This is a genomic window from Stappia sp. P2PMeth1 (assembly GCF_900185735.1).
Classification (GTDB): domain Bacteria; phylum Pseudomonadota; class Alphaproteobacteria; order Rhizobiales; family Stappiaceae; genus Stappia.
Genome location: NZ_FYAW01000022.1, coordinates 541929 through 564102 on the forward strand (window position 1 = coordinate 541929; position 22174 = coordinate 564102).

Consider the following 22174-nt stretch of genomic DNA (forward strand, 5'->3'; position numbering starts at 1 on the left):
CTGCGGTCGTGGGGTGGTTCCGGAGCGTTGCCGCAATCGCCCCCGGCTCTCCGGTCCCGGATCTTCGGCCTTGCGGCCTCGTCCGGGAGGACGCCGGGAGAGGGCGATGCGTGGGCGAGGCGGACGCGCGCCTTCGCGGGAAGATTGACGCGGCGGCTGCGATCGCCAACAAGATCACGCCATGAGCCGACCCGTCCTGCGCTTCGCCCCCTCGCCCAACGGCCGCCTGCATCTCGGCCATGCCCTGTCCGCGCTGCTCAATGCGCGGATGGCGAGGGCGCTCGGCGGCCGGCTCTTGGTCCGCATCGAGGACATCGACGCTGCCCGCTGCACGCCGGAGCTCGAAGCCGGGGTGCTGGAGGATCTCGCCTGGCTCGGGCTCGACTGGGAACGGCCGGTGCGCCGGCAGTCGGAGCATTTTTCCGACTATCGGGCAGCGCTCGACCGGCTGTCGGCCATGGGGCTGTTGCGCAAGACCTTTCTCACCCGCGGCGAGATCGCCCGCGCGGTGGCGCGGCTGGAAGAGGAGCGCGGCGCGCCCTGGCCCTGCGATCCCGACGGGGCGCCGCTCTATCCGGGCGACGAGGCGGTGCTGAGCCCGGCCGAGATCGCCGCACGCGCGGCGCAAGGGGCGCCCTTCGCGCTGCGGCTCGACATGCGGGCGGCGCTCGGCCGCTGCAAGGCGCCGCTCACCTGGCAGGAACTGCCGGACGACGAGGCGCGGGGGGCACCAAGCCGGCTCGCCGCCGATCCGGCGCGCTGGGGCGACGTGGTGCTGGCCCGCAAGGACACGCCGACCAGCTATCACCTGTCGGTGGTGGTCGATGACGCGCGGCAGGGGGTGACCCATGTGGTGCGCGGGCGCGACCTTTATGAGGCAACCGCGGTGCACCGGCTGCTGCAGGTGCTGCTCGGCCTGCCCGAGCCGCTCTACCGTCACCACCGGCTGATCCTGGACGCGGACGGGCGCAAGCTGTCGAAGTCGCAGGGCGACACCGCGCTCGCCGAGTTGCGGGCGCGCGGCGCGACGCCCGACGACATCCGGCGACGGATCGGGCTCGATCCCGACGCCTGACGCCTCAAAGCCCGAGGAAGGCCATCCACAGCACGGTGGAGACGACGGCGAGGCCGGTCGTCAGGGTGATCGAATTCGCCGACATGGCATGGCCGGTGCCATAGCGGTTGGCGAAGAGGAAGGCGTTGATGCCGGTCGGGCAGGCGGCGGTGAGCGTTGCCACCGAAACCCAGAGCGGCGGCAGATGCACCACATGGGCGGCCATCAGATAGACCACCGCCGGCATCACGCCGATCTTCAGCAGGCTGAGCAGCAGGCCGGGGGCGAGATTGCCGCGAATGCCATAGGCGACCATGCTCATGCCGAGCGAGAACAGGGCGACGGGGATGGCGGCGCTGGCGATGCGCGACAGCACGTCGGCGAAGACGCCCGAGACCGGCAGGCCGGTCATCCGCCAGAGGCCGCCGGCGACAATGCCGATGACGATCGGATTGGTGGCAAGGTTGCGGGCGATGCCGGCCAGCAGTTCGCCGAGCGGCTTCGCCGCCTGGGTGCCGTCGAGCACCGCCGCGCGTTCCATCAGCACGGCACAGACCACGGTCAGCACCGGCAGGTGCACCGAGATCAGCACGAAGAGCGGCACCAGCCCCTCGTCGCCATGGATCGCGGTGATCAGCGGGATGCCGACCAGCACCGTGTTGGCGAAGGCGGCGCTGATGCCGGCGATGACGCCGGCGCGCGCCTCGCGCCCGAACAGGCGGCGGACGATCAGCGTGCCGAGCGTCCAGGTCACGGCGACGCCGGTGAAATAGGAGATCCAGAAGCCCCAGGGCGAGACGCCGTCGAGCGAGCTCGTCGCCAGCGTGCGGAAGATCAGCACCGGGATCGCGATGACATAGATGAACTGGCCGAGCGCGTCGCCCACCTTGGCCTCGAGGATGCCGAAGCGGGCGGCGGCATATCCGACGCCGATCAGCGCGAAGACCGGCAGCACGATGGAAAGGATCTGGTCGACCATGACGGCTGTTTCGCACGCCAAAGGTGCGTCGACAAGTCGCTGTCAAGCATGCCCGCCATGTTCGCTTGATTTGCCCGGCAGGTCGGGCACCATGGGCCGCGTGCGAAGGCGAGGAAAGGCGGCGCCATGGTCGGAACGAGCGCAGCGGGACCCGGAGGGGAGGACGAGGGCGTCGACCGGCTGGCGGTGCTGCTGCACGACCTGCGCACGCCGCTGTCGGCGATGCGCACGGCCGCCGAACTGATCGGCGCCGATCCCACCACCCAGCGCCAGGCCTCGGCGCTGAGGACCCTGGAAATGGCGATCGACGCGCTGCTGTCGATGACGACGCAGGGCCTTGCCGGCGCCGATCCGGGCGGCGCGGGGGCGCGGGATGCCGCCTCGGACATCGCCTCGGTCTGCGACCTGTTTTCCGCCGACGCCAAGATGCGCGGCCTTACTGAGCGCCACGAGATCGCCGCCGAGCTGTCGCGCTACCGGGTCGCCGATCCGCTGGCACTGCGCCGCATCCTCTCCGTGCTCTATGACAATGCGCTGAAATACACGGCGGTGGGCGGGATCTCGCTCACCGCGTGCGTGGCGGGCGAGGACGGGGCGGCGGAACTGGAGCTGAGCCTTGCCGACACCGGCATCGGCATCGTCGACGAGGAACGGGATCTGCTGTTCCGCGCCCGCCGGCGCGGCGCGCGGGCGCGCGACACGGCGACGGGCAGCGGCCTCGGCCTGTGGAGCGCCAGCCGGCTGGCGGTCGCCCAGGGCGGCCGGCTGGAGCTGGCCGAGAGCTCGCCGAAGGGCAGCCGGTTCCGCCTGCGCCTGCCGCTGCTGCCCTTCGACGGCGGCGCCGCGCGGCAGAGCGTGGGCGACAATACCAGGGAGGGCGCGAGGGATGGCCTGGACGGAAAGGCGAGTGGGGGGGCGATGCGGCGCGAGGCGCCCAACATCCGCTGCCTGGTGCGCCGGCGGCTGCTGGTGGTCGACGACAACGAGGCCAATCGGAAAATGATGGAGGCGATGCTCGGCGCCTTCGGCTGCGACACGCTGCTGGCGTCCGGCGGACAGGAGGCGCTGGACCTGCTCGCCCGCGAGCCGGTCGACGCGGTGCTGCTCGACATCAATATGCCGGTGATGGACGGGGTCGAGACGCTGGCGGCGATCCGGGCGCAGGCACGCTTTGCCGGGCTGCCGGTGCTCGGCATCACCGCCGCCAGCCTGACGGACCGGGACCGGGAGCGGTTTTCCGGCTTCGACCTGCTGCTGGAAAAGCCGGTGCTGCCGGCGGCGCTGTTCTCCGCCCTCGACCGGGCGATCGCGGGGCGGGCGGGATAGGTCGTGGACTCATAATTGTCCCGGAAACCGCGTCCGTTCGGGCAATGATCCGCCGGGGCATAGTTCTGCTAGTTGCGCACGTATAATCTAGGATTTTAATCTCGTGGTTTCGTCACGTCGATTTCGGGATACCTTACGGAGCCAACTTGCGACTGAATGGATTGGTCGAATTTGATGAATTTATCTGGCGTTATATTTGTCTCATGATATCTATAGCGAACGCCAAAAAATTCATCATACATGTACCAGACGGTACAATGGAGCCTTGCACCATCCTTATGCATAGCAGCGGGGCAAGTCGAATAGATCGGGTTTGAATTTGAACTATGAACAACGGGATCTGTTCTATAAAGGGCTATAGATCTATTTCCTTCTCCCACCCCATAACACGCAGTGATGCCTTTCATTAATTTCTTGTTCGAGGGGTATTTTCTGCAGAGGCGCTCGAATCCTCTGGCCGTTGAGTTGTAAAGCATTAATATCCCCGGGGAATCCGATAATATTACTATATAGTCACCAAATTCCCGGCTCTTAATTCGTAAATTGATTAGCTTCACGTAAAACGGGTTATCTTTACATCCGGGGGGGGCAAGGTTATTCGCTTGAATCTCCGCCGGCTCCACAATCTCTTGTTTGAAAATCGATATGCGATCTAGAGGAACTGCGAACGCTCGCCCACTACGAAGCCGAACGAATACGTATCCGTTGTCACCATCAGAACATTTGCTAAGTATGTAACTCAAATCCAATCTCGGATTTACTTCTTTTTCCTCGTTTAGAAATTGCAACTTAAATTCAACATTATCCGCAGCCAAGGCGCTTGCCGTTGCAAAGCATGAATGAAAAGCCAAGAAACATGCAAACAACTTCGATTTGAAGGCAGCCCGTTCGAAGATTACAATCATTCTTCACACCTGGGAGATGTAATTTCGGCGGCTTTGGCTATAATTCTCCATTCCCGCCCCCTGCACGAAAGAAGTCTACCGCAGCCGATGATAGCTGTTTGTATAGTGCGCAGACTCCGGGTCTCAACTCAACCTTAGGAGGAGCGCGAGGGGCCGTCGGGCTTCGACCTGCTGCTGGAAAAGCCGGTGCTGCCGGCGGCGCTGTTCTCCGCCCTCGACCGGGCGATCGCCGCGCGCGCCGGCTGAGCCGGGCGCCGTCCCGGCGCGAAACCCGTCAGATCACCACGATGCCGGTGTGCTTGGCCTTGTGCTCGGGCTCGACATGGATGGTCGTGCGCGCGCCCGGCACGTCGCGGGAGATCGCTTCCTCGATCCGGTCGCAGATGTCATGGGCGCGCTCGACGGTCATGTCGGCCGGCACCACCAGGTGGAAATCGACGAAGATGACATGGCCGGCGGAGCGGGTGCGCAGGTCATGCGCCTCCAGGGCGCCGTCGCCGGAGGTGGAAATGACCTCGCGGATGCGCTCCTGCAGCGCCGGGGCGACGGCCTCGTCCATCAACCCGCCGAGCGATTCCTTCATCAAGCCCCAGCCCGACCACAGGATGTTGAGCGCCACCAGCGCGGCGAGCAGCGAATCGAGCTCGCGAATGCCGGTCAGCATCACCAGCACCACGCCGGCCAGCACGCCGAGGGAGGACCACACGTCGGTGTAAAGATGCTTGCCGTCGGCGACCAGCGCCATGGAGCGATGGCTGCGGCCGATGCGCACCAGCACGGTGGCCCAGAGGCCGTTGAGCACGGTGGCGAGCGCGTTGACGCCGAGGCCTTCCGGCGTGAACTCGACCGGCTGCGGGTCGAGATAGCTCTTCCAGGCCTCGTGGCCGATCGACAGGGCGGCGAGCACGATCAGCACGCCGACCAGCACGGCCGCCATGTATTCCGCCTTGTGGTGGCCATAGGGGTGGTTGCTGTCGGCCGGCTTTGCCGCGAACCAGACGGCGAGGAAGGCGGCGATCGCCGAGGCGACATTGACCACCGATTCGAGCGCGTCGGAATAGAGCGCCACCGACCCGGTCCAGCGATAGGCCAGGTATTTCAGCCCGAGGACGGCGATGCCGACGAAGATGCTGGCGAGCGCGACACGCAGGCGAAGGGTCATGGCAGGGCAGCCTCGCGGGTAAAACGGGGTCGGGACCCCGATTGCGGGCAAAGCCCTAACCCGTTTTTTCCGCCAAGACAAACCTCGGTTGCGCGCCGCTCAGTTGATCGCCGCGCCGAGGATCGCGCCCGGCCGGCCGGCCTCCTCGACCTGCACCAGCACGGCGCATTGACCGGCCTTGGCCTTGCGCATCTCGCTGGCGGGCAGGCGGAAGACGGCAGGTCCCCCCTCCCACATGCCGACGGCGCGGATGTCGCGCACCACCTGGTGATAGGTGATCTGCCGGCCGACATTCTCGCCGCGGTCGATCTCCACCTCGATCGGGCGGGAGATGAAGACGAAATAGACCGTCGCCATCTTCGCATCCGCCGGCAAGGCGCCGTCGACACGCACCTCGACCAGATCGCCCGACCGGGTCAGGTCGACGGTGACGGGCAGCGGCGCCTGGCGCTCGAGCTCGCGGTCGATCGCCTCCCGGTCGCTGCCGACCACATGTCTGGCGCCGTTGATGACGACCTGCGGGGTGTAGACGGCACGGTCGCCGCGCGCCTCCGCATAGGCGCGCTGACGGGCGCTGTGGCCGGGCGAGGCCAGCGTGTCGCGCCAGCCGAGATAATCCCAGTAATCCACCGGATAGGTGAGGGCGACGAGGTCGCCGCGCCGGCTGAGCTCGCCCATCAGCTTGTCGGCCGGCGGGCAGGAGGAGCAGCCCTGGCTGGTGAACAGCTCGACGACGGCGCGCTGCTCGCCGGCCTGCGCGCCCGGGCCGGCGGCCGCCAGGAGCAGGAGCAGGGACAGAAGAACGTGTCGTGGCGCCCGCATCGGGGATCTGGTCATGTCGCGAAAGGCCCAAGGGTTGGGGAACACCCGCCGCGGGTGCCGCAGCCTGTGAGCCGAACAATAGGGGCGCGCGCCGGCGAAGGCCACTCACGAGGGCTTGAGATCACGCAATCGGGAACGGACATGCGGCTTGCGGCTCAGCCGCCCGGGCTCGCCAGCACCTGTTCGAGCTGCGGCAGGAACACCTCGCGGTAGCTCTGCGGCGACAGCGGGCCGATGAACTTGTAGCGGATGGTGCCGGTGGCATCGACGATGAAGGTCTCGGGCACGCCATAGACGCCCCAGTCGATCGCGGCGCGGCCGTTGTCGTCGGCGCCGACGCGCGCGTAAGGATTGCCGAGCGTGCCGAGGAAGCGGCGGGCGTTTTCCGGCTTGTCCTTGTAGTTGATGCCGATCATCTGCGCCTTGCCGGAGCGGGCGAGATCCTCCAGCAGCGGGTGTTCCTGGCGGCAGGGCACGCACCAGGAGGCGAAGACATTGACGACGCTGACCGTGCCGAGAAGATCGGCGCGGGCAACGCCGGGCACCGGCTGGCCGCCATCGGTGAGATCGGGCACCGGCGGCAGGTCGAACTCCGGCGCCGGCTTGTCGATCAGCGCGGAGGGAACCTGCGAGGCATCCTTGCCGCTGAGCAACTGCACCAGGAAGAGCGCCGACAGCAGGCCGAACACCACCAGCGGCAGCAAGGCCAGCAAGGGCACGCGGCGACGCGGGGCGGGATCGCCCTCCGTCCGCTCGCCGCCCGCTCCGCTTCCGGTGGCGCTCATGTCGGCTCTCCGGCCGAACCGCCTCGCGACGAGCGGCGGCGCACCCCCTCCGCCTCCAGCTTGGCCAGGGCGCTGGTCAGCCGCGACCGGTCGGCGGCGAGCCAGGCGAACAGGCCGCCGATGGTCGCCAGCGTGATCGCGTAGCAGGTGAGAATGAAGCCCGCATGGGGCCCGAGGTCGAGAAGTTCGGTCATTCGGCGGCCTGCGGTGCGGCAGTGGCGACACGGGCGCTGGCGGTTCCGAGCTGCAGCGTGCGCAGGCGGCGGCGCAGGATCTCGTTGCGCATCGCCAGCAGGTGCAGGATCACGAACAGCAGGGTGAAGGCGAGCGCCATGGTCAGCAACGGCCAGAGGATGGTCGGATGGATGGTCGGGCCATCCAGGCGGATGACGCTGGCCGGCTGGTGCAGCGTGTTCCACCAGTCGACGGAAAACTTGATGATCGGCAGGTTAACCGCGCCGACGAGCGTCAGGATCGCGGCCGCCTTGCCGGCGCGGATCGGGTCGTCCATCGTCCGCCAGAGGGCGATCAGCCCGAGATACATGACGAAGAGCACCAGCACCGAGGTCAGCCGCGCGTCCCAGACCCAGTAAGTGCCCCACATCGGCTTGCCCCACAGCGAGCCGGTGACCAGCGACAGGAAGGTGAAGGCGGCGCCGATCGGGGCGGCGGCCCGGGCCGAGACGTCGGCGAGCGGGTGCTTCCACACCAGGGTGCCGAGCGAGGACACCGCCATGATCGAGTAGCACATCATGGCGAGCCAGGCGGCCGGCACATGCAGGAACATGATCTTGACCGTGGCGCCCTGCTGGTAATCGTCCGGCGCGACGAAGAAGGTCATGTAGAGGCCGGCGGCGAAGGCGAGCGCGCAGGTCGCGCCCAGCCACGGCAGCAGCCGGGCGGAGAACGCCATGAAGCGCGTCGGGTTGGCAAGATCCATCAGTCCCATGGAACTGTTCTAGTGTGGCCGCGTCCCGCTTTCAATCGGGGAGAATGCGACACCTTGGTCTTCGCTCAGTCGGAGGAGAAGCGCAGCGCTGCCGCAGCGGCAAACGGTCCGACCACGGCGGTGATCAGGGTCATTGCGCACAGGTAGAGGAACGGCGCCAGGAACGGGGCCGGCTCGCTCACCGCCGCACCGGCCGCGCTGACGCCGAAAATCAGCACGGGGATCGAGAACGGCACGACCAGCACGGCCAGCAGCAGCCCGCCGCGGCGCAGGCTGACGGTCAGCGCCGCCCCGACCGCGCCGATCAGGGTCAGCGCCGGGGTGCCGACGGCCAGCGTCAGCGTCACCGCGCCGATCGCCAGCGGCTCCAGGTTGAGGAAGATCGCCAGCACCGGGACCGCGGCGACCAGCGGCAGGCCGGTGCCGGTCCAATGGGCGAGGCACTTGACGAGGACGACGATCTCCAGCGGTCGCCCGGCCATCAGCACCAGGTCGAGCGAGCCGTCGTCGCGGTCGGCCTGGAACAGCCGGTCGAGGCCGAGCAGGGTGGCGAGCAGGGCACCGATCCACAGCACCGCCGGGCCGATGCGGGCGAGCAGGTTGAGATCCGGGCCGACGCCGAAGGGAATGACCGTGACCACGGCGAGGAAGAACAGCACGCCGATCAGCGCGCCGCCGCCCGAGCGCAGCGACAGGCGCAGTTCGCGGGCGAAGAGGGCGGCGAGCCAGCCGCGCGGCGTGTCCTGGCCGCTCATTCGGGAGCCTCCAGGCGCAGCTTCAGCAGCCCGTCGAGGGCGAGCGGCTGGTGGGTGGCGGCGAGGATCATGCCGCCGCCGGCGCGGTGTTCGTTCATCAGGTCGCAGAGCATCGCCTCGGAGGCGGCGTCGAGCGCGGCGGTCGGCTCGTCGAGCAGCCAGACCGGGCGCGGGATGGTCAGCAGCCGGGCCAGTGCCAGCCGGCGGCGCTGGCCGGCGGAGAGATAGGCGGCCGGAAGATCGGCGGTGTGGCCGATGCCGAGCAGGTCGAGGGCTGCTTGCGGAGACCGCGGGGGAAGTCCGCCGAGCGCCGGCAGGCCGGCCAGGAAGTCGCGCCAGAAGGCAAGGTTCTCGGTCACCGACAGGCCCGGCTTCACCGCGTCGAGATGGCCGGCATAGTGGCAGTGCTCGTGCGGCTCGGCCTCGCCGTCGCCGTTCTCCACCCGCACCGCGCCCTCCGCCGGCGGCACGAGGCCGGCGAGCAGGCGCAGCAGGCTCGACTTGCCGACCCCGTTCGGTCCGGTGATCGCCATGGCCTCGCCGCTGGCAACGGCAAGCGAAAGGCCGGCGAAAACCCTGCGGCCGCCACGGTCGCAGGCGAGCTGTTCGGCAAGAAGACGCATCGGCCCCCGGATCTGCTGCCCCGGATCTGCTGCATGTGCCGGGCCGCGGGCTGCCGGCGGCGGCGGTTTTCTCGGCCGGACGGATGGTCCGCCCGGCAGGACGAGGCATGGCATGCAGGCCGGCGGCGATCAAGCGGCAATCCGTCGCTGCCGGCTGACGGGACGGCGCTTGACCTCGCCATAATGACGAGACAGATCGCGCCGCTAACCGCTGGCCCCGCGCGCGGAAATTCGCTATACGGGCGCCAACCCGCACGCGGACACGCTCAAGTGCCCGCAGACGCGAGACGGCAAACCCGGCCGGCGGCGTATCCCAAGACGACGCTTTCCGCCGGGGATGCGCATTCGTTGGGTGTGACGCGGCCATGGGGCCGCTGCCGCCCGAGGACAACAAGGGGACCGCCAGCCGTGACCAAATCACTCGACAGCTTCAAGGCCAGGAAGACGCTCCAGGTCGGTGACAAGACCTACACCTATTTCTCCCTTCCCGAGGCGGAGAAGAACGGACTGGAGGGCGTGTCCAGGCTCCCCTATTCGCTCAAGGTGGTGCTGGAGAACCTGCTGCGCTTCGAGGACAACCGCACGGTGACCGCGGACGACATCCGCGCCGTCGCCAAGTGGCTGGTGACCCGCACCTCCGAGCACGAGATCTCCTACCGTCCGGCGCGCGTGTTGATGCAGGACTTCACCGGCGTGCCGGCGGTCGTCGACCTTGCGGCGATGCGCGACGCGGCCGTCAAGCTCGGCGGCGACCCGAAGAAGATCAACCCGCTGGTCCCGGTCGACCTGGTCATCGACCACTCGGTGATGATCGACTATTTCGGCACCCAGGACGCCTTCACCAAGAATGTCGAGCTGGAATACGAGCGCAACGGCGAGCGCTACGAGTTCCTGCGCTGGGGCCAGTCGGCCTTCGACAATTTCCGCGCCGTGCCGCCGGGAACCGGCATCTGCCACCAGGTCAACCTGGAATATCTCGGCCAGACCGTGTGGACCAAGGACGAGGACGGCGAGACCCTCGCCTATCCGGACACGCTGGTGGGCACCGATAGCCACACGACGATGGTCAACGGCCTCGCCGTTCTGGGCTGGGGCGTCGGCGGCATCGAGGCCGAGGCGGCGATGCTCGGCCAGCCGATCTCCATGCTGATCCCCGAGGTCATCGGCTTCAAGCTGACCGGCAAGCTGAGCGAGGGCATCACCGCCACCGACCTGGTGCTGCGCGTCGTCGAGATGCTGCGCAAGAAGGGCGTGGTCGGCAAGTTCGTCGAGTTCTACGGCCCCGGCCTCGACAATCTCAGCCTCGAGGACGCGGCGACCATCGCCAACATGGCGCCGGAATACGGCGCGACCTGCGGCTTCTTCCCCGTTGACGAGGACACGCTGGAATATCTGCGCTCGACAGGCCGCGACCCCGAGCGCGTCGCCCTGGTCGAGGCCTATGCCAAGGCGCAGGGCATGTTCCGCACCTCCGATGCTGCCGAGCCGGTGTTCACCGACACGCTGGAACTCGACATCTCCACCGTCGTGCCCTCGCTCGCCGGCCCGAAGCGCCCGCAGGACCGCGTCGCGCTCGACGAGGCGGCCGAGAAGTTCGCCGTTGCCCTCGACGAGATCAAGGGCGGCAGCAAGGACCCCTCGACCCTGCCCGAATCGCGCGGCGAATCGCGCTATGTCGATGAAGGCGCCACCGGCGTCACCGGACGGGCGCGCCAGCGTTACGACGTCAACGGCAAGAGCCATGGCCTCGCCGATGGCGACGTGGTGATCGCGGCGATCACCTCCTGCACCAACACCTCCAATCCGTCGGTGCTGATCGGCGCCGGCCTCGTCGCCCGCAACGCGCTGAAGAAGGGCCTCAAGGTCAAGCCGTGGGTGAAGACCTCGCTCGCCCCCGGCTCGCAGGTGGTCACCGACTATCTGAAGAAGGCCGGCGTGCAGGCCGATCTCGACGCGCTCGGCTTCAACTTGGCCGGCTATGGCTGTACCACCTGCATCGGCAATTCCGGTCCGCTCGACCCGGCGATCTCCGAGGCCGTCAACGAGAACGACCTGGTGGTCTGTTCGGTGCTGTCGGGCAACCGCAACTTCGAGGGCCGCGTCAATCCGGACGTGCGGGCGAACTACCTCGCCTCGCCGCCGCTGGTCGTCGCCTATGCGATCGCCGGCTCCCTGTTCGTCAACGTGGCGGAGGATCCGCTCGGCGAGGACCAGGACGGCAACCCGGTCTACCTGAAGGACATCTGGCCGACCAACCAGGAGATCACCGACCTGATCCGCTCCTCGATCACCGAGGAGATGTTCCGCGAGCGCTATTCCGACGTCTTCAAGGGCGACGAGCACTGGCAGGCGATCAAGGTCGAGGGCGGCATGACCTACAAGTGGCCGATGAACTCGACCTATGTGGCCAACCCGCCCTATTTCGAAGACATGACCATGGAGCCGAAGCCGCTCGAGGACATCGAGAGCGCGGCGGTGCTGGGCCTGTTCCTGGACTCCATCACCACCGACCACATCTCGCCGGCCGGCTCGATCAAGGCGGAGGCGCCGGCCGGCGTCTACCTGCTGGAGCACCAGGTCGCCAAGAAGGACTTCAACTCCTACGGCGCCCGTCGCGGCAACCACCAGGTGATGATGCGCGGCACCTTCGCCAACATTCGCATCAAGAACCAGATGGTGCCGGGCGTCGAAGGCGGCGTCACCATGAAGGATGGCGAGCAGAAGTGGATCTACGACGCGGCGATGGACTACAAGGAGGCGGGCACGCCGCTCGTCATCTTCGCCGGCAAGGAATACGGCACCGGCTCGTCGCGTGACTGGGCCGCCAAGGGCACCCGCCTGCTCGGCGTGCGCGCCGTGATCGCCCAGTCCTTCGAGCGTATCCACCGCTCCAACCTGGTCGGCATGGGCGTGCTGCCCTTCACCTTCAAGGAAGGCGAGAGCTGGCAGTCGCACGGCATCACCGGCACCGAGCGGGTGACGATCAAGGGCGTTGCCGATCTCAAGCCGCGCCAGATGGTCGACATCCTGGTGGAGTATGCCGACGGCACCAGCAAGACCATCGAGGTGCTGTGCCGCATCGATACGGTGGACGAGCTGGAATATGTCCGCGCCGGCGGCATCCTGCACTACGTGCTGCGCAACCTCGTCACGTCGTGATCCGCAGGAACGCGGTCTGACGGCCGTCTGGCGCGGTTTTCCGGACGCCACGCAAAAGAACAGAAGGGCCGGCATTCGCCGGCCCTTTGCTTTTGGGGAGGTTGATGCCTTTCCTCGCGTCCTCCCCGGCCGCGCTTCGCTTGCCCGGGAAGACGCGGGGAGAGGGCTGTGCTTGCGGGATAACGTGGAGAGGTGTGTGCGCCGTGAGGGAGGCGCGAGGCGGGAAGGCCTTTGCCACCTCCTCCGCCGTCACGCCTGCGGAGGCAGGCGTCCAGTATCCGCTGGGTCGGATGGTGGCACGAAGGCGGCAACCTCCGGCCTTGCGGCGGCAACTTTACGACCTGAGCCGAACCGTTCGGGGTTACTGGTTCCCGGTCTTCGGCTGCGCCGAAACCGGGACGACACTCTGTGGGTGGGGCGGACGAAGTGCTTTCCTTGGCGACTTGCCAGAGATCGTCGCCCTCTTCAATGCCGGACTGGGAGACCAGCTCAACACTGTGAGTTGATGACGCAGTGGAAGGGGGCGGGCGGTGCCGAAGGACTTCAGGACGCCAGCAGCGCGTCCAGCAGGTCGGCATAGATCGCCTCGACGCGGGCGGCGGCCTGCGCGCCCATGCGGTGGAAATAGGCAAGGCCGGGGGCGGCGTTGACCTCCAGCACCACCGGCGGCGAAGCGGGCTCCACGAGCAGATCGACGCCGGCAAAGCGCAGGCCGAGCGCGGCGGCGGCGCGGATCGCGGCGTCCGCCGCGGCGGGCGCGAGCGTGTCGGTGATGTCGCTGGCGCTGCCGCCGGTGGAGAGGTTCGCGTTGGCGAGCAGGGCGACGGTCCTGCCTGCCGCGGGGACGCTGTCCGGCGTCAGGCCGCAGGCCGCGAGTTCGCCGAGGATGCGGGGGTCGTCGCCGGCGATGCGCGCGCCCTTGCCGCCGCTGGCGAAGTCCGCAAGGCGGGCGGCGATCAGCGTGGAGAGCGGGCTGACGCCGTCGCCGGTGACGGAAAGAGGGCGCCGGGCAAAGGCGGCCTTGACCTTTCCGTCGAGTACGACGATGCGCAGGTCCTCGCCGGGGACCGCCTGCTGCACCAGCACCCGGTCATGCAGCGCCAGCAGCGCGTCGAGGGCAAGGTCGAGGCCGGCGGCATCGCCGACGCGGGTGACCCCGTCGCCTTCCGAGCCCTCGTTCGGCTTGACGAAAACCGGATAGCCGACCTCGTCGGCGAAGGCGCGGGCCGCCGTGCGGTCCGGCAGGCGCTGCGCGACCGACGGGTTCTTCAGGGCGAGCTGGGCCGTGCGGCGCGCCCCGTGCAGCAGAAGCCCACGCGGGGTGGCGAGGCCGGCGGCGGCCAGGAAGCGGGCGGCATAGTCCTTGTCGCGGGCAAGGGCGGCGGCGCCCGCCCGGTTGATGTCGAAATGGGTGCCCTTGAAGAGATGCCGGCGGCCGGCGGCGTCGATCACCACGCCGGCATAGCCGTAGAGCGGCTCGGTCTCGATGCGCGCGCCGCGCTGCGCGGCGAGGCGCTCGAGGATCTCGACGAAGACCGGCCGTCGCGCCGTCGCCTCGGCTGTGTTCACGCGAAAAGCGCCTGTCGAACGCGCGCCCCGCCTTACTTGCCGCGGCGCTGCATGGTGTTGGCGTTGTAGTCGATGGTGAACAGCGTCGGGTTGGTCGGCCCGTTCACCGTGGTGTTGTAGATCGCCACGGAGGTGTCGTAGCCCTGCGCGTCGGTCACCGTCCACTGCTTCAGCTCGGTGGTCGAGGCATCGAAGATCAGCGTCAGCTTGCCGGTGCCGAAGGTGGAACTGTCGGCCAGCACGACGGTGACCAGATCCGGCTCGACCGAGACGCTGGCGACCTGCGCATCGGCCTCCAGGTTGATCCGGTCGGCGAGCAGGAAGCGCAGCGGCGTCTCCTTCAGCGGCCAGATGTCCTGGGTGGCGAGCTTGCGGTCCTTGACCGAGACCGACTTGCCGTCGGCGACGATGTCCACCTTGGCCGGCGGGTTGTAGTAGAAGCGGATCTTGCCCGGCCGGGCGAGGTAGAACTTGCCTTCCGCCCGCTCGCCATTGGGCCCGAACTGGATGAAGTCGCCATGCATGGTCTTCACCGAGTTGAAGTAGGAATTCACCTCGGCGAGCTTGGTCTTCTGCTGCGAATCGAGCGCGGCCGCAGCCGGCGCGAGACCGGCAAGGGCCAGCGCGCCGGCGGCGGCAAGGGCAAGCAGGGTGCGGCGGGCGATGCTGGTCATCGAAACGGCTCCGTCGGCTCGGTCTGGCGGGGCGCGGTGCGCCGCCATCATTGTCAGAATGCGCTTTGTCAGGATGCGCTAGCAGGCGGCTGTGGCAAAGTTGCGACGGACCGCATCCACCTGCTCCGCGACGTCAATAATCGTCCTCGACGCCGTTCTGCACCAGGATCTCGCGCTTGCCGGCATGGTTGGCGGCACCGACCAGCCCCTCGCGCTCCATCCGCTCGATGATCGAGGCGGCGCGGTTGTAGCCGATCGACAGGCGCCGCTGGATGTAGGAGGTCGAGGCCTTCTTGTCGCGCAGCACCACGGCGACCGCCTTGTCGTAAAGGTCGTTGCCGTCGTCGTCGCCGCCACCGCCGCCGGCGAGCGCGTCATAGGGGCCCTCGCCCCCCTCGTCCTCTTCCGTCACCGCCTCGAGATATTGCGGCGTGCCCTGGCGCTTCAGGTGGCTGACGATGTCCTCCACCTCCTCGTCGGAGACGAAGGGGCCGTGGACGCGCTGGATGCGGCCGCCGCCGGCCATGTAGAGCATGTCGCCCTGGCCGAGAAGCTGCTCGGCGCCCTGCTCGCCGAGAATGGTGCGGCTGTCGATCTTCGAGGTCACCTGGAAGGAGATGCGGGTCGGGAAGTTGGCCTTGATCGTGCCGGTGATGACGTCCACCGACGGGCGCTGGGTCGCCATGATCAGGTGGATGCCGGCGGCACGGGCCATCTGCGCCAGGCGCTGGATGGCGCCCTCGATGTCCTTGCCGGCGACCATCATCAGGTCGGCCATCTCGTCGACGATGACGACGATATAGGGCATCGTCTCCAGCGGCAGTTCCTCGTTCTCGAAGATCGGCTCGCCGGTGTTGCGGTCGAAGCCGGTCTGCACCGTGCGATTGAAGACCTCGCCCTTTTCCAGCGCCTGGGCGACGCGGGTGTTGTAGCCGTCGATGTTGCGCACGCCCATCTTCGACATCTTCTTGTAGCGCTCCTCCATCTCGCGGACGGTCCACTTGAGCGCGACGACGGCCTTCTTCGGGTCGGTGACGACCGGCGTCAGAAGATGCGGGATGCCGTCATAGATCGACAGTTCCAGCATCTTGGGATCGATCATGATCAGCTTGCACTGCGACGGCTCCAGCCGGTAGAGCAGCGACAGGATCATGGTGTTGATGGCGACCGACTTGCCCGAGCCGGTGGTGCCGGCAACGAGCAGGTGCGGCATGCGCGCAAGGTCGGCGATCACCGGCTCGCCGCCGATGGTCTTGCCGAGCGTCAAGGCCAGCTTGGCCTTGGTCTTCTCGTAGTCGGTGGCGGCCAGCAACTCGCGCAGGAACACCATCTCGCGGCGCTGGTTCGGCAGCTCGATGCCGATGGCGTTCTTGCCCGGGATCACCGCGACGCGGGCGGAGATGGCGCTCATCGAGCGGGCGATGTCGTCGGCAAGGCCGATGACGCGGCTCGACTTGATGCCGGGCGCCGGCTCCAGCTCGTAAAGGGTGACGACCGGGCCGGGACGGACCTCGATGATCTCGCCGCGCACGCCGAAATCCTCCAGCACCCCTTCCAGAATGCGGGCATTCTGCTCCAGCGCGTCGGTGTTGACGGCGGCCTGCTTGCCGGCGGTCTTCGGCTCGGCGAGCAGGTGCAGCGGCGGCAATTCATAGACGGCCGGGTTGCGCAAGAAGGAGGGCTGCGCCTCCTCGGTGGCGCGGCGGCCGGGCTTGGGACGGCCGGCCGGCGGCACCACGCGGCTGGCGATCTGCGCGGCCGGTCCGCGGCTGACTGGGCCAGCAATGGCGCGCGGCAGCGGCGTCGACAATTCGTCGAGCGGCCCGTCCTCGTCGAGGTCCGGCAGATCGTCGATGGTGACGTCGTCGTCCTCCGCGTCCTCGTCCGGGTCGTGGAACATGCGCGGGTCGGCGTCATAGCCATCGTCGTAGGCCGGTTCGGCCGGGGCGTTGCCGTCGTAGAAGGCATCGAGCCCGTCGTCTTCCCTGGGCAGCAGCTTGCTGGCAAGGCGGCGGCGCAGGGCGGAGAAGCCGCCGCGGCGGCCGACCGGATCCTCGTCCTCCTCCGCGCCCTCAGCCTCGGTCCAGTCCTCGCCGTCCTCGTCGATGAAGGCATCGTCATAGGGGTCGGAGGTCCGGCGCGGGGCGGCGCGTCGGCCGAGCAGGCGGCGGGCATTGGCGCGGGCCAGCAGGCCCCAATGGGTCACGGCGCCTCGCAAGGCGCCGAAGCGGCTCTCGCCCGCGTCCTCGTCGTCGTCCTCGTCGCCGAAATCCGGCACCGCGCCGACCGAGCGGGCATGGTGCGAAGGCTCGGGCAGCGGCGCGCGCACCGGCTCGGGGTCGCGGCCGAGCCAGCCGGCGGCGCGCAGCATGAAGATCGCCGCCGGAACGCCGAGGCCGAGCGTGCCGGCGATCATCGCCATGCCGTCGGTCAGATCATGGGTCAACAGTGCAGGCAGGCGGTGGACGAAATCGCCGAGGAAGCCGCCAAGGCCGGTCGGCAGCGGCCAGCTCGCGGGGACGGGCAGGGCGGCGAGCGCCCCGGCGGCCAGCAGCGTGCCGAGGCCCCAGAAGACGATGCGGCGGATGGCGATGCGGGTGGCGCGGGCGGCGACCAGGCGCCAGCCCCACAGCACCACGGGGATCAGGAACACGGCGGAGGCGAGGCCGATCGCCTGCATGAACATATCGGCGATGATTGCGCCGGGCTGGCCGAGCGCGTTGCGCACCGGCGCGGAGGTGGCGTGGCTGAGGCTCGGGTCGCCGGTCGACCAGGTGGCGAGCGCGGCGGCGAGCGCGGCGCAGAGCGCGATCAGCGCGAGGCCGGCGGCACCGATCAGGTTGCGCTTGACGAAGCGCTTGAGCGGCGCCTCGGTGTCCTCGAGGCCGAGCGCGGCGGCGCGGCCGCTTCTCAACGGTGTGGCGCGACGCATCCTCTAGTCTCCCAGTACCGCAACCACGCGGGCCAGGGCCCGCTCGATGGTCGTCACGTCGTCGACGAGGGCGATGCGGATGTAATCCGCGCCCGGATTGCTGGAGGCCCCGTCCAGCGCCAGATAGGCGCCCGGCAGCACCTTGACGCCGGCCTCGGCCCACAGACGGCGGGTCACCGCGACGCCGCCGCCCCAGCGGGCGACGTCGAGCCACAGGAAGAAGCCGGCTGGCGGTACGACGGCGCCGAACAGCGGCGCCAGCAGGCGCTGCGCCACGTCGAATTTCGCGTTGTAGAGCCGGCGGTTCTCGATCACATGCGCCTCGTCGGCGAAGGCTTCGGCCGCCACCGCCTGCAGCGGCATGGAGACCTGCGGCGCCGCCAGCCCGCGAAAGCGCGCCCAGGCGTCCAGGAACGCCGCATCGCCGGCGGCAAAGCCGACGCGCAGGCCGGCAAGGTTCGAGCGCTTCGACAGCGAATTGATGCTGACGACGTTGGCGAAGCCCTCGCCCAGGGCATGGGCGGCCTCCAGCACGCCGGCGGGCGGCGCGTCGCGGTAGATCTCCGAATAGCACTCGTCGGCGATCACCAGGAAACGATGGCGGCGGGCGAGGCGAATCACCTCTTTCCAGGTTTCCAGATCGGCGGCGACGCCCTGCGGGTTGGCCGGCGAGGCGTAGTAGAAGGCGATGGTGCGGTCGAGCAGGTCCGGCGACAGGGTCTCGAGGTCGGGCAGGAAGCCGGTACCGGCGCTCGCGTCGAGCGCCACCAGCTCGGCCCCCGCGACATGGGCGCCGGCGGCATAGGTCTGGTAGAACGGGTTGGGCATCAGCACCGCCGGGGGGGCAGCGACTTTTGCCAGATAATCGCGGGCGCCGAGCGCGGCGAAGGTCAGCCCCTCACGCGAGCCGTTCAGCGGCAGGATGCCGCGCCCGACATCCAGCGTGCCGCCGAGGCGGTAGCGGCGGTCGAGCCAGGCGCCGACCGCGGCGCGAAAGGCGTCGGTGCCGCGAATATTGGGATAGCGGCTGAAGTCGCCGATCGACCGGGCCAGGATCGGAGCGACGAAATCGGGCACGGCATGGCGCGGCTCGCCGATGGTCATCACGACGGGATCCATGCCCGGCGTGAGGTCGGCGATCAGCTCCGCCAGCCGCTCGAACGGATTCGCGGAAGGCAGGGACGAAGACCTTGCGGCCTTGGGGGCGGCGTCAGAAGACATTCGGCTCGAACCATTCACCGGGACGCCGCCGGCCCTGCGGCGGCCTTCCCGGCCTGTTGACGTCAGGCCGACCGTGCCGCGGCCCGTCAGGGCGCGGCGGACGGAGGACCGGCTGCGTCGCCAAGCCTATGCGCCGATGGTAAATCCCTCATTAACCAAGCCGGAAACAGCCGCGCCGCCGACGTTTTGCACCGCAGTCAGAAATCGCAGGCAATGCCCTTGATCTCCCAGTCCTCGTAGCGGGTCGGCTCCAGCCCGCCGCGCCCGTCGATCTCGCGCGGCAGGGTCTCGCCCTTGGCGTCGATCTCGCGGCGGCGCGCCTCGGCCTCCTGCAGCGCCCGCTGGGCGGCCGGCGGCAGATCCTCGAAGCGGCGGGCCGGCGGCGCCGCGTCATCGTTTGCGGCGCCCTGCGGCGCGGTCATGGCGGTGTCTTTGGTCTCGGTCATTGTCGTCGTGCTCCGGTCCGGGCCGGCCGTTTCGGCCGCCGTCCTGCGGTGGGCTCGCGTTGCTCTCTTGCAGAATGCCGCGCCGCGCCAACATATAGGAGCGAAGCGGCCGTTGTCGCCCTCCCGGCGCCTCAGGCAGGTACGACAAGACGGGTATTACCAGACAGGCATCACCAGATAGGCAGGTGAGATGAACTACTTCCGCACCGCACTGCTTCTTGCCGCGATGACGGCGCTGTTCATGGGCGTCGGCTTCCTGATCGGCGGCGAAAGCGGCATGATGATCGCGCTGGTCGTCGCCGCGGCGATGAACCTGTTCAGCTACTGGAATTCCGACAAGATGGTGCTGCGCATGCACCACGCGGTGGAAGCCAACGAGCGCCAGGCGCCGGAGCTGTTCCATATGGTGCGCGAGCTCGCCGCACGCGCCGACCTGCCGATGCCCAAGGTCTATATCATCAACAATCCGCAGCCCAATGCCTTCGCCACCGGGCGCAATCCGCAGAACGCCGCCGTTGCCGCGACCACCGGCCTGCTGGAAAGCCTGAGCAAGGAAGAGGTGGCCGGCGTGATGGCGCATGAGCTTGCGCATGTGAAGAACCACGACACCTTGATCATGACGCTGACGGCGACGATTGCCGGCGCGATCTCGATGCTCGCCAATTTTGCCTTCTTCTTCGGCGGCAACCGGGAGAACAACAATCCGCTCGGCTTTATCGGCGTGATCGTTGCGATGATCGTCGCCCCGCTCGCCGCCATGCTGGTGCAGATGGCGATCAGCCGCACGCGCGAATATGCCGCCGACCGCATGGGCGCGGAGATCTGCGGCAACCCGATCTGGCTCGCCTCGGCGCTGGGCAAGATCGCCGGCGGCGCGGCGCGCATCCACAATCCGGACGCGGAGCGCAATCCGGCGACCGCGCATATGTTCATCATCAACCCGCTGTCGGGCGAGCGGATGGACAATCTCTTCTCCACCCATCCCAACACCGAGAACCGCATCCGCGCACTGCAGGAGATGGCCGGCTCGATGGGCGGTGGGGGCGGGTATTCCAGCGCTGGCGCGGCCTATGGCGGCCGCGGCCCTGCCAGCGAGGGACCGGTGCGCCGCGATCCTCCGGGTCCCTGGGGGCGCACGCGCCGCCGCGACGACACGGGCAGTGGCGGCGGAAGCTCGGGCCGGAGCGGCCCCTGGGGCTGAAGCGGGTCCCGATCGCCTCGACCGTGCTTTAGGGCTTGTGATCGCCTGCAGTTTGCGGGCATACCGGCTATCCTTCCGATGCGGCGGGTCCCTGCGCGCCAAGCGCAAGCCGCCCCTTGAGACGATCCGATCCCGTGAGCGACGACAGCAACGACCGCCCCGCCCGCGCCCGCTCCGCCCGTGCCCGTAAGGGGCCTGGGGGAAAGGGCGCGCGCCCGCGCCGGGAGCCCGACCCGTCGACGGTGGGGCTGGCGGCGCGCCGGGCCGCGGTGGAGATCCTCGGCCGGGTCGTGACCGGACGCCGGCCGCTCGACGACGAGTTGCGGGAGACCGGCGGCCATTCCGGCTTCGCCGCGCTGGCCGCCCGCGACCGGGCCCTGGTGCGGGCGATGCTCGGCACGGCGCTGCGCCGGCGCGGCCAGATCGCCGCGATCCTCGGCCGGCTGCTGGAGCGGCCGGTGCCGGAAAAGACCGGTATCGTTCTGGACATCCTGCATGTCGCGGCCGCGCAAGTGCTGTTCATGGAGGTGCCGGACCGGGCGGCGGTCGCCATCGCCGTGGCGCTGGCCGATGCGGACGACCGGGCGCGCCGCTACAAGGGTCTGGTCAACGCCGTGCTGCGGCGGCTGGTGGCCGAGCGCGACGACCTGCTCGCCGCGACCGCCCAGCCCTGGCGCAACGCGCCGGTCTGGCTGTTCGCCGGCTGGCAGAAGGCCTATGGCGAGGAAGCGGCGCTGGCCATCGCCGAAATGCATCTGCTGGAGCCCAATCTCGACCTGACCGTCAAGGCCGACCCGCAGGGGTGGGCGGAGCGGCTCGGCGGCACGGCGATCGGCGGCAACACGGTGCGGCTTGCCCGGCCCGGCGGGCGAATCGAAGCGCTGGAGGGCTATGACGCCGGGGCCTGGTGGGTGCAGGACGCGGCCGCGGCGATCCCGGCGCGGCTGCTCGGCGATGTCGCGGGCTTGCGCGTTGCCGACCTGTGCGCGGCGCCCGGCGGCAAGACCGCGCAACTGGCGGCGGCCGGCGGCCGCGTCACCGCCATCGACATTTCCGCCCGCCGCCTGGAGCGGCTGTCGCAGAACCTTTCCCGGCTCGGCCTGAGCGCCGAGGTGGTCGCGGCCGACCTTGCCGACTACGAACCGGCCGCCCCGTTCGACGCCATCCTGCTGGACGCGCCCTGTTCGGCGACCGGCACGATCCGCCGTCATCCGGAAGTCGCCTGGAACCGACGGGCGGAGGATGTGGCGAGCCTTGCCGCTGCCCAGGCGCTGCTGCTGGAGCGGGCAGGCGGCTGGCTGAAGCCGGGCGGGCGCCTCGTCTATTGCACCTGCTCGCTGGAGCCGGCGGAAGGAGAACTCGTCGTCGCCCGCTTTCTCGCCGCCAATCCGAATTTCGCGCGCCTGCCGGTCGAAGAGGCGGAGACCGGTTTCTCGGGTCTGGTTACGGCGGAGGGCGACCTGCGGACCCTGCCGGTGTCGCTGCCGCGCGAGCCGCGCCAGGACGGCGGGCTCGACGGGTTCTTCGCCGCGCGCCTCGTGCGTCGCTGATCCCGGCCGGACGCCTGTTGCATGCGCCGCGAATCCCTCGAATCGTGCTGAAATGGGTAACG

The 22174-nt window shown here is 68.8% G+C and carries 18 protein-coding genes; 5 read left to right on the forward strand and 13 right to left on the reverse strand.

Annotated elements, in window-relative coordinates:
• The first annotated feature begins 181 nt into the window (after positions 1–181).
• Positions 182–1075: a tRNA glutamyl-Q(34) synthetase GluQRS gene (gluQRS, locus tag P2PM1_RS18090; protein WP_186399991.1), complete on the forward strand. Its 894-nt coding sequence runs from the start codon at positions 182–184 to the stop codon at positions 1073–1075.
• 4 nt (positions 1076–1079) lie between these two features.
• Here gluQRS and P2PM1_RS18095 read toward each other — a convergent pair whose 3' ends face one another.
• Positions 1080–2033 (reverse strand): AEC family transporter, encoded by a 954-nt coding sequence (locus P2PM1_RS18095; protein WP_186399992.1) that lies wholly within the window; start codon positions 2031–2033, stop codon positions 1080–1082.
• Between the two features lie 126 nt (positions 2034–2159).
• On the opposite strand from P2PM1_RS18095, the gene P2PM1_RS18100 reads away from it, so the two are divergent.
• Positions 2160–3359 (forward strand): response regulator, encoded by a 1200-nt coding sequence (locus tag P2PM1_RS18100; RefSeq protein WP_186399993.1) that lies wholly within the window; start codon positions 2160–2162, stop codon positions 3357–3359.
• A 1179-nt stretch (positions 3360–4538) separates the two neighbouring features.
• Here P2PM1_RS18100 and P2PM1_RS18105 read toward each other — a convergent pair.
• The 7 genes from P2PM1_RS18105 to ccmA all read right to left on the reverse strand — a co-directional run bounded on the left by P2PM1_RS18105 (position 4539) and on the right by ccmA (position 9360).
• On the reverse strand, positions 4539–5426 hold the full coding sequence (locus P2PM1_RS18105) for a cation diffusion facilitator family transporter (protein WP_186385968.1): 888 nt from the start codon (positions 5424–5426) through the stop codon (positions 4539–4541).
• Positions 5427–5525: 99 nt separating this feature from the next.
• Complete coding sequence (locus P2PM1_RS18110; protein WP_208985322.1) at positions 5526–6263, reverse strand: thioredoxin family protein; 738 nt, start codon at positions 6261–6263, stop codon at positions 5526–5528.
• A gap of 140 nt (positions 6264–6403) precedes the next feature.
• A complete protein-coding gene (locus tag P2PM1_RS18115) occupies positions 6404–7033 on the reverse strand; it encodes a DsbE family thiol:disulfide interchange protein (RefSeq protein WP_186399994.1) in 630 nt (209 codons plus the stop codon).
• Complete coding sequence (gene ccmD, locus P2PM1_RS18120; protein WP_186399995.1) at positions 7030–7227, reverse strand: heme exporter protein CcmD; 198 nt, start codon at positions 7225–7227, stop codon at positions 7030–7032. The genes P2PM1_RS18115 and ccmD overlap by 4 nt, the downstream gene beginning before the upstream one ends.
• Positions 7224–7982: a heme ABC transporter permease gene (locus P2PM1_RS18125; protein WP_186399996.1), complete on the reverse strand. Its 759-nt coding sequence runs from the start codon at positions 7980–7982 to the stop codon at positions 7224–7226. Before P2PM1_RS18125 ends, ccmD begins: the two co-directional genes overlap by 4 nt.
• Before the next feature lie 65 nt (positions 7983–8047).
• Positions 8048–8737: a heme exporter protein CcmB gene (ccmB, locus tag P2PM1_RS18130; RefSeq protein ID WP_186399997.1), complete on the reverse strand. Its 690-nt coding sequence runs from the start codon at positions 8735–8737 to the stop codon at positions 8048–8050.
• A complete protein-coding gene (ccmA, locus tag P2PM1_RS18135) occupies positions 8734–9360 on the reverse strand; it encodes a heme ABC exporter ATP-binding protein CcmA (protein WP_186399998.1) in 627 nt (208 codons plus the stop codon). Before ccmA ends, ccmB begins: the two co-directional genes overlap by 4 nt.
• Before the next feature lie 408 nt (positions 9361–9768).
• Here ccmA and acnA point away from each other — a divergent pair, with 408 nt between their 5' ends.
• Positions 9769–12519, forward strand: coding sequence for an aconitate hydratase AcnA (gene acnA, locus P2PM1_RS18140; protein WP_186399999.1), 2751 nt, complete (start codon positions 9769–9771; stop codon positions 12517–12519).
• Positions 12520–13062: 543 nt separating this feature from the next.
• Here the strand turns inward: acnA and P2PM1_RS18145 are convergent.
• The 5 genes from P2PM1_RS18145 to P2PM1_RS18165 all read right to left on the reverse strand — a co-directional run bounded on the left by P2PM1_RS18145 (position 13063) and on the right by P2PM1_RS18165 (position 19361).
• Entirely contained in the window at positions 13063–14088 is a 1026-nt protein-coding gene (locus P2PM1_RS18145; RefSeq protein ID WP_186400000.1) for an ATP-dependent carboxylate-amine ligase, read from the reverse strand.
• Between the two features lie 32 nt (positions 14089–14120).
• Positions 14121–14762 carry an outer-membrane lipoprotein carrier protein LolA gene (locus tag P2PM1_RS18150; RefSeq protein WP_186400001.1) on the reverse strand — a complete coding sequence of 214 codons (642 nt, stop codon included), beginning with the start codon at positions 14760–14762 and terminating at the stop codon, positions 14121–14123.
• A 133-nt stretch (positions 14763–14895) separates the two neighbouring features.
• The gene (locus tag P2PM1_RS18155; protein ID WP_186400002.1) at positions 14896–17694 is read right to left on the reverse strand and encodes a DNA translocase FtsK; all 2799 of its coding nucleotides are present in this window, start codon (positions 17692–17694) and stop codon (positions 14896–14898) included.
• A gap of 3 nt (positions 17695–17697) precedes the next feature.
• Positions 17698–18915, reverse strand: a complete 1218-nt coding sequence (locus tag P2PM1_RS18160) for an aminotransferase class I/II-fold pyridoxal phosphate-dependent enzyme (RefSeq protein ID WP_186400003.1) — start codon at positions 18913–18915, stop codon at positions 17698–17700.
• Between the two features lie 197 nt (positions 18916–19112).
• Positions 19113–19361 (reverse strand): DUF1674 domain-containing protein, encoded by a 249-nt coding sequence (locus tag P2PM1_RS18165; RefSeq protein ID WP_371328929.1) that lies wholly within the window; start codon positions 19359–19361, stop codon positions 19113–19115.
• Between the two features lie 190 nt (positions 19362–19551).
• Here P2PM1_RS18165 and htpX point away from each other — a divergent pair, with 190 nt between their 5' ends.
• Positions 19552–20562, forward strand: a complete 1011-nt coding sequence (gene htpX / locus P2PM1_RS18170; protein ID WP_186400004.1) for a zinc metalloprotease HtpX — start codon at positions 19552–19554, stop codon at positions 20560–20562.
• Between the two features lie 134 nt (positions 20563–20696).
• Entirely contained in the window at positions 20697–22112 is a 1416-nt protein-coding gene (locus tag P2PM1_RS18175; RefSeq protein ID WP_186400005.1) for an RsmB/NOP family class I SAM-dependent RNA methyltransferase, read from the forward strand.
• The last annotated feature ends 62 nt before the right edge of the window (positions 22113–22174 follow it).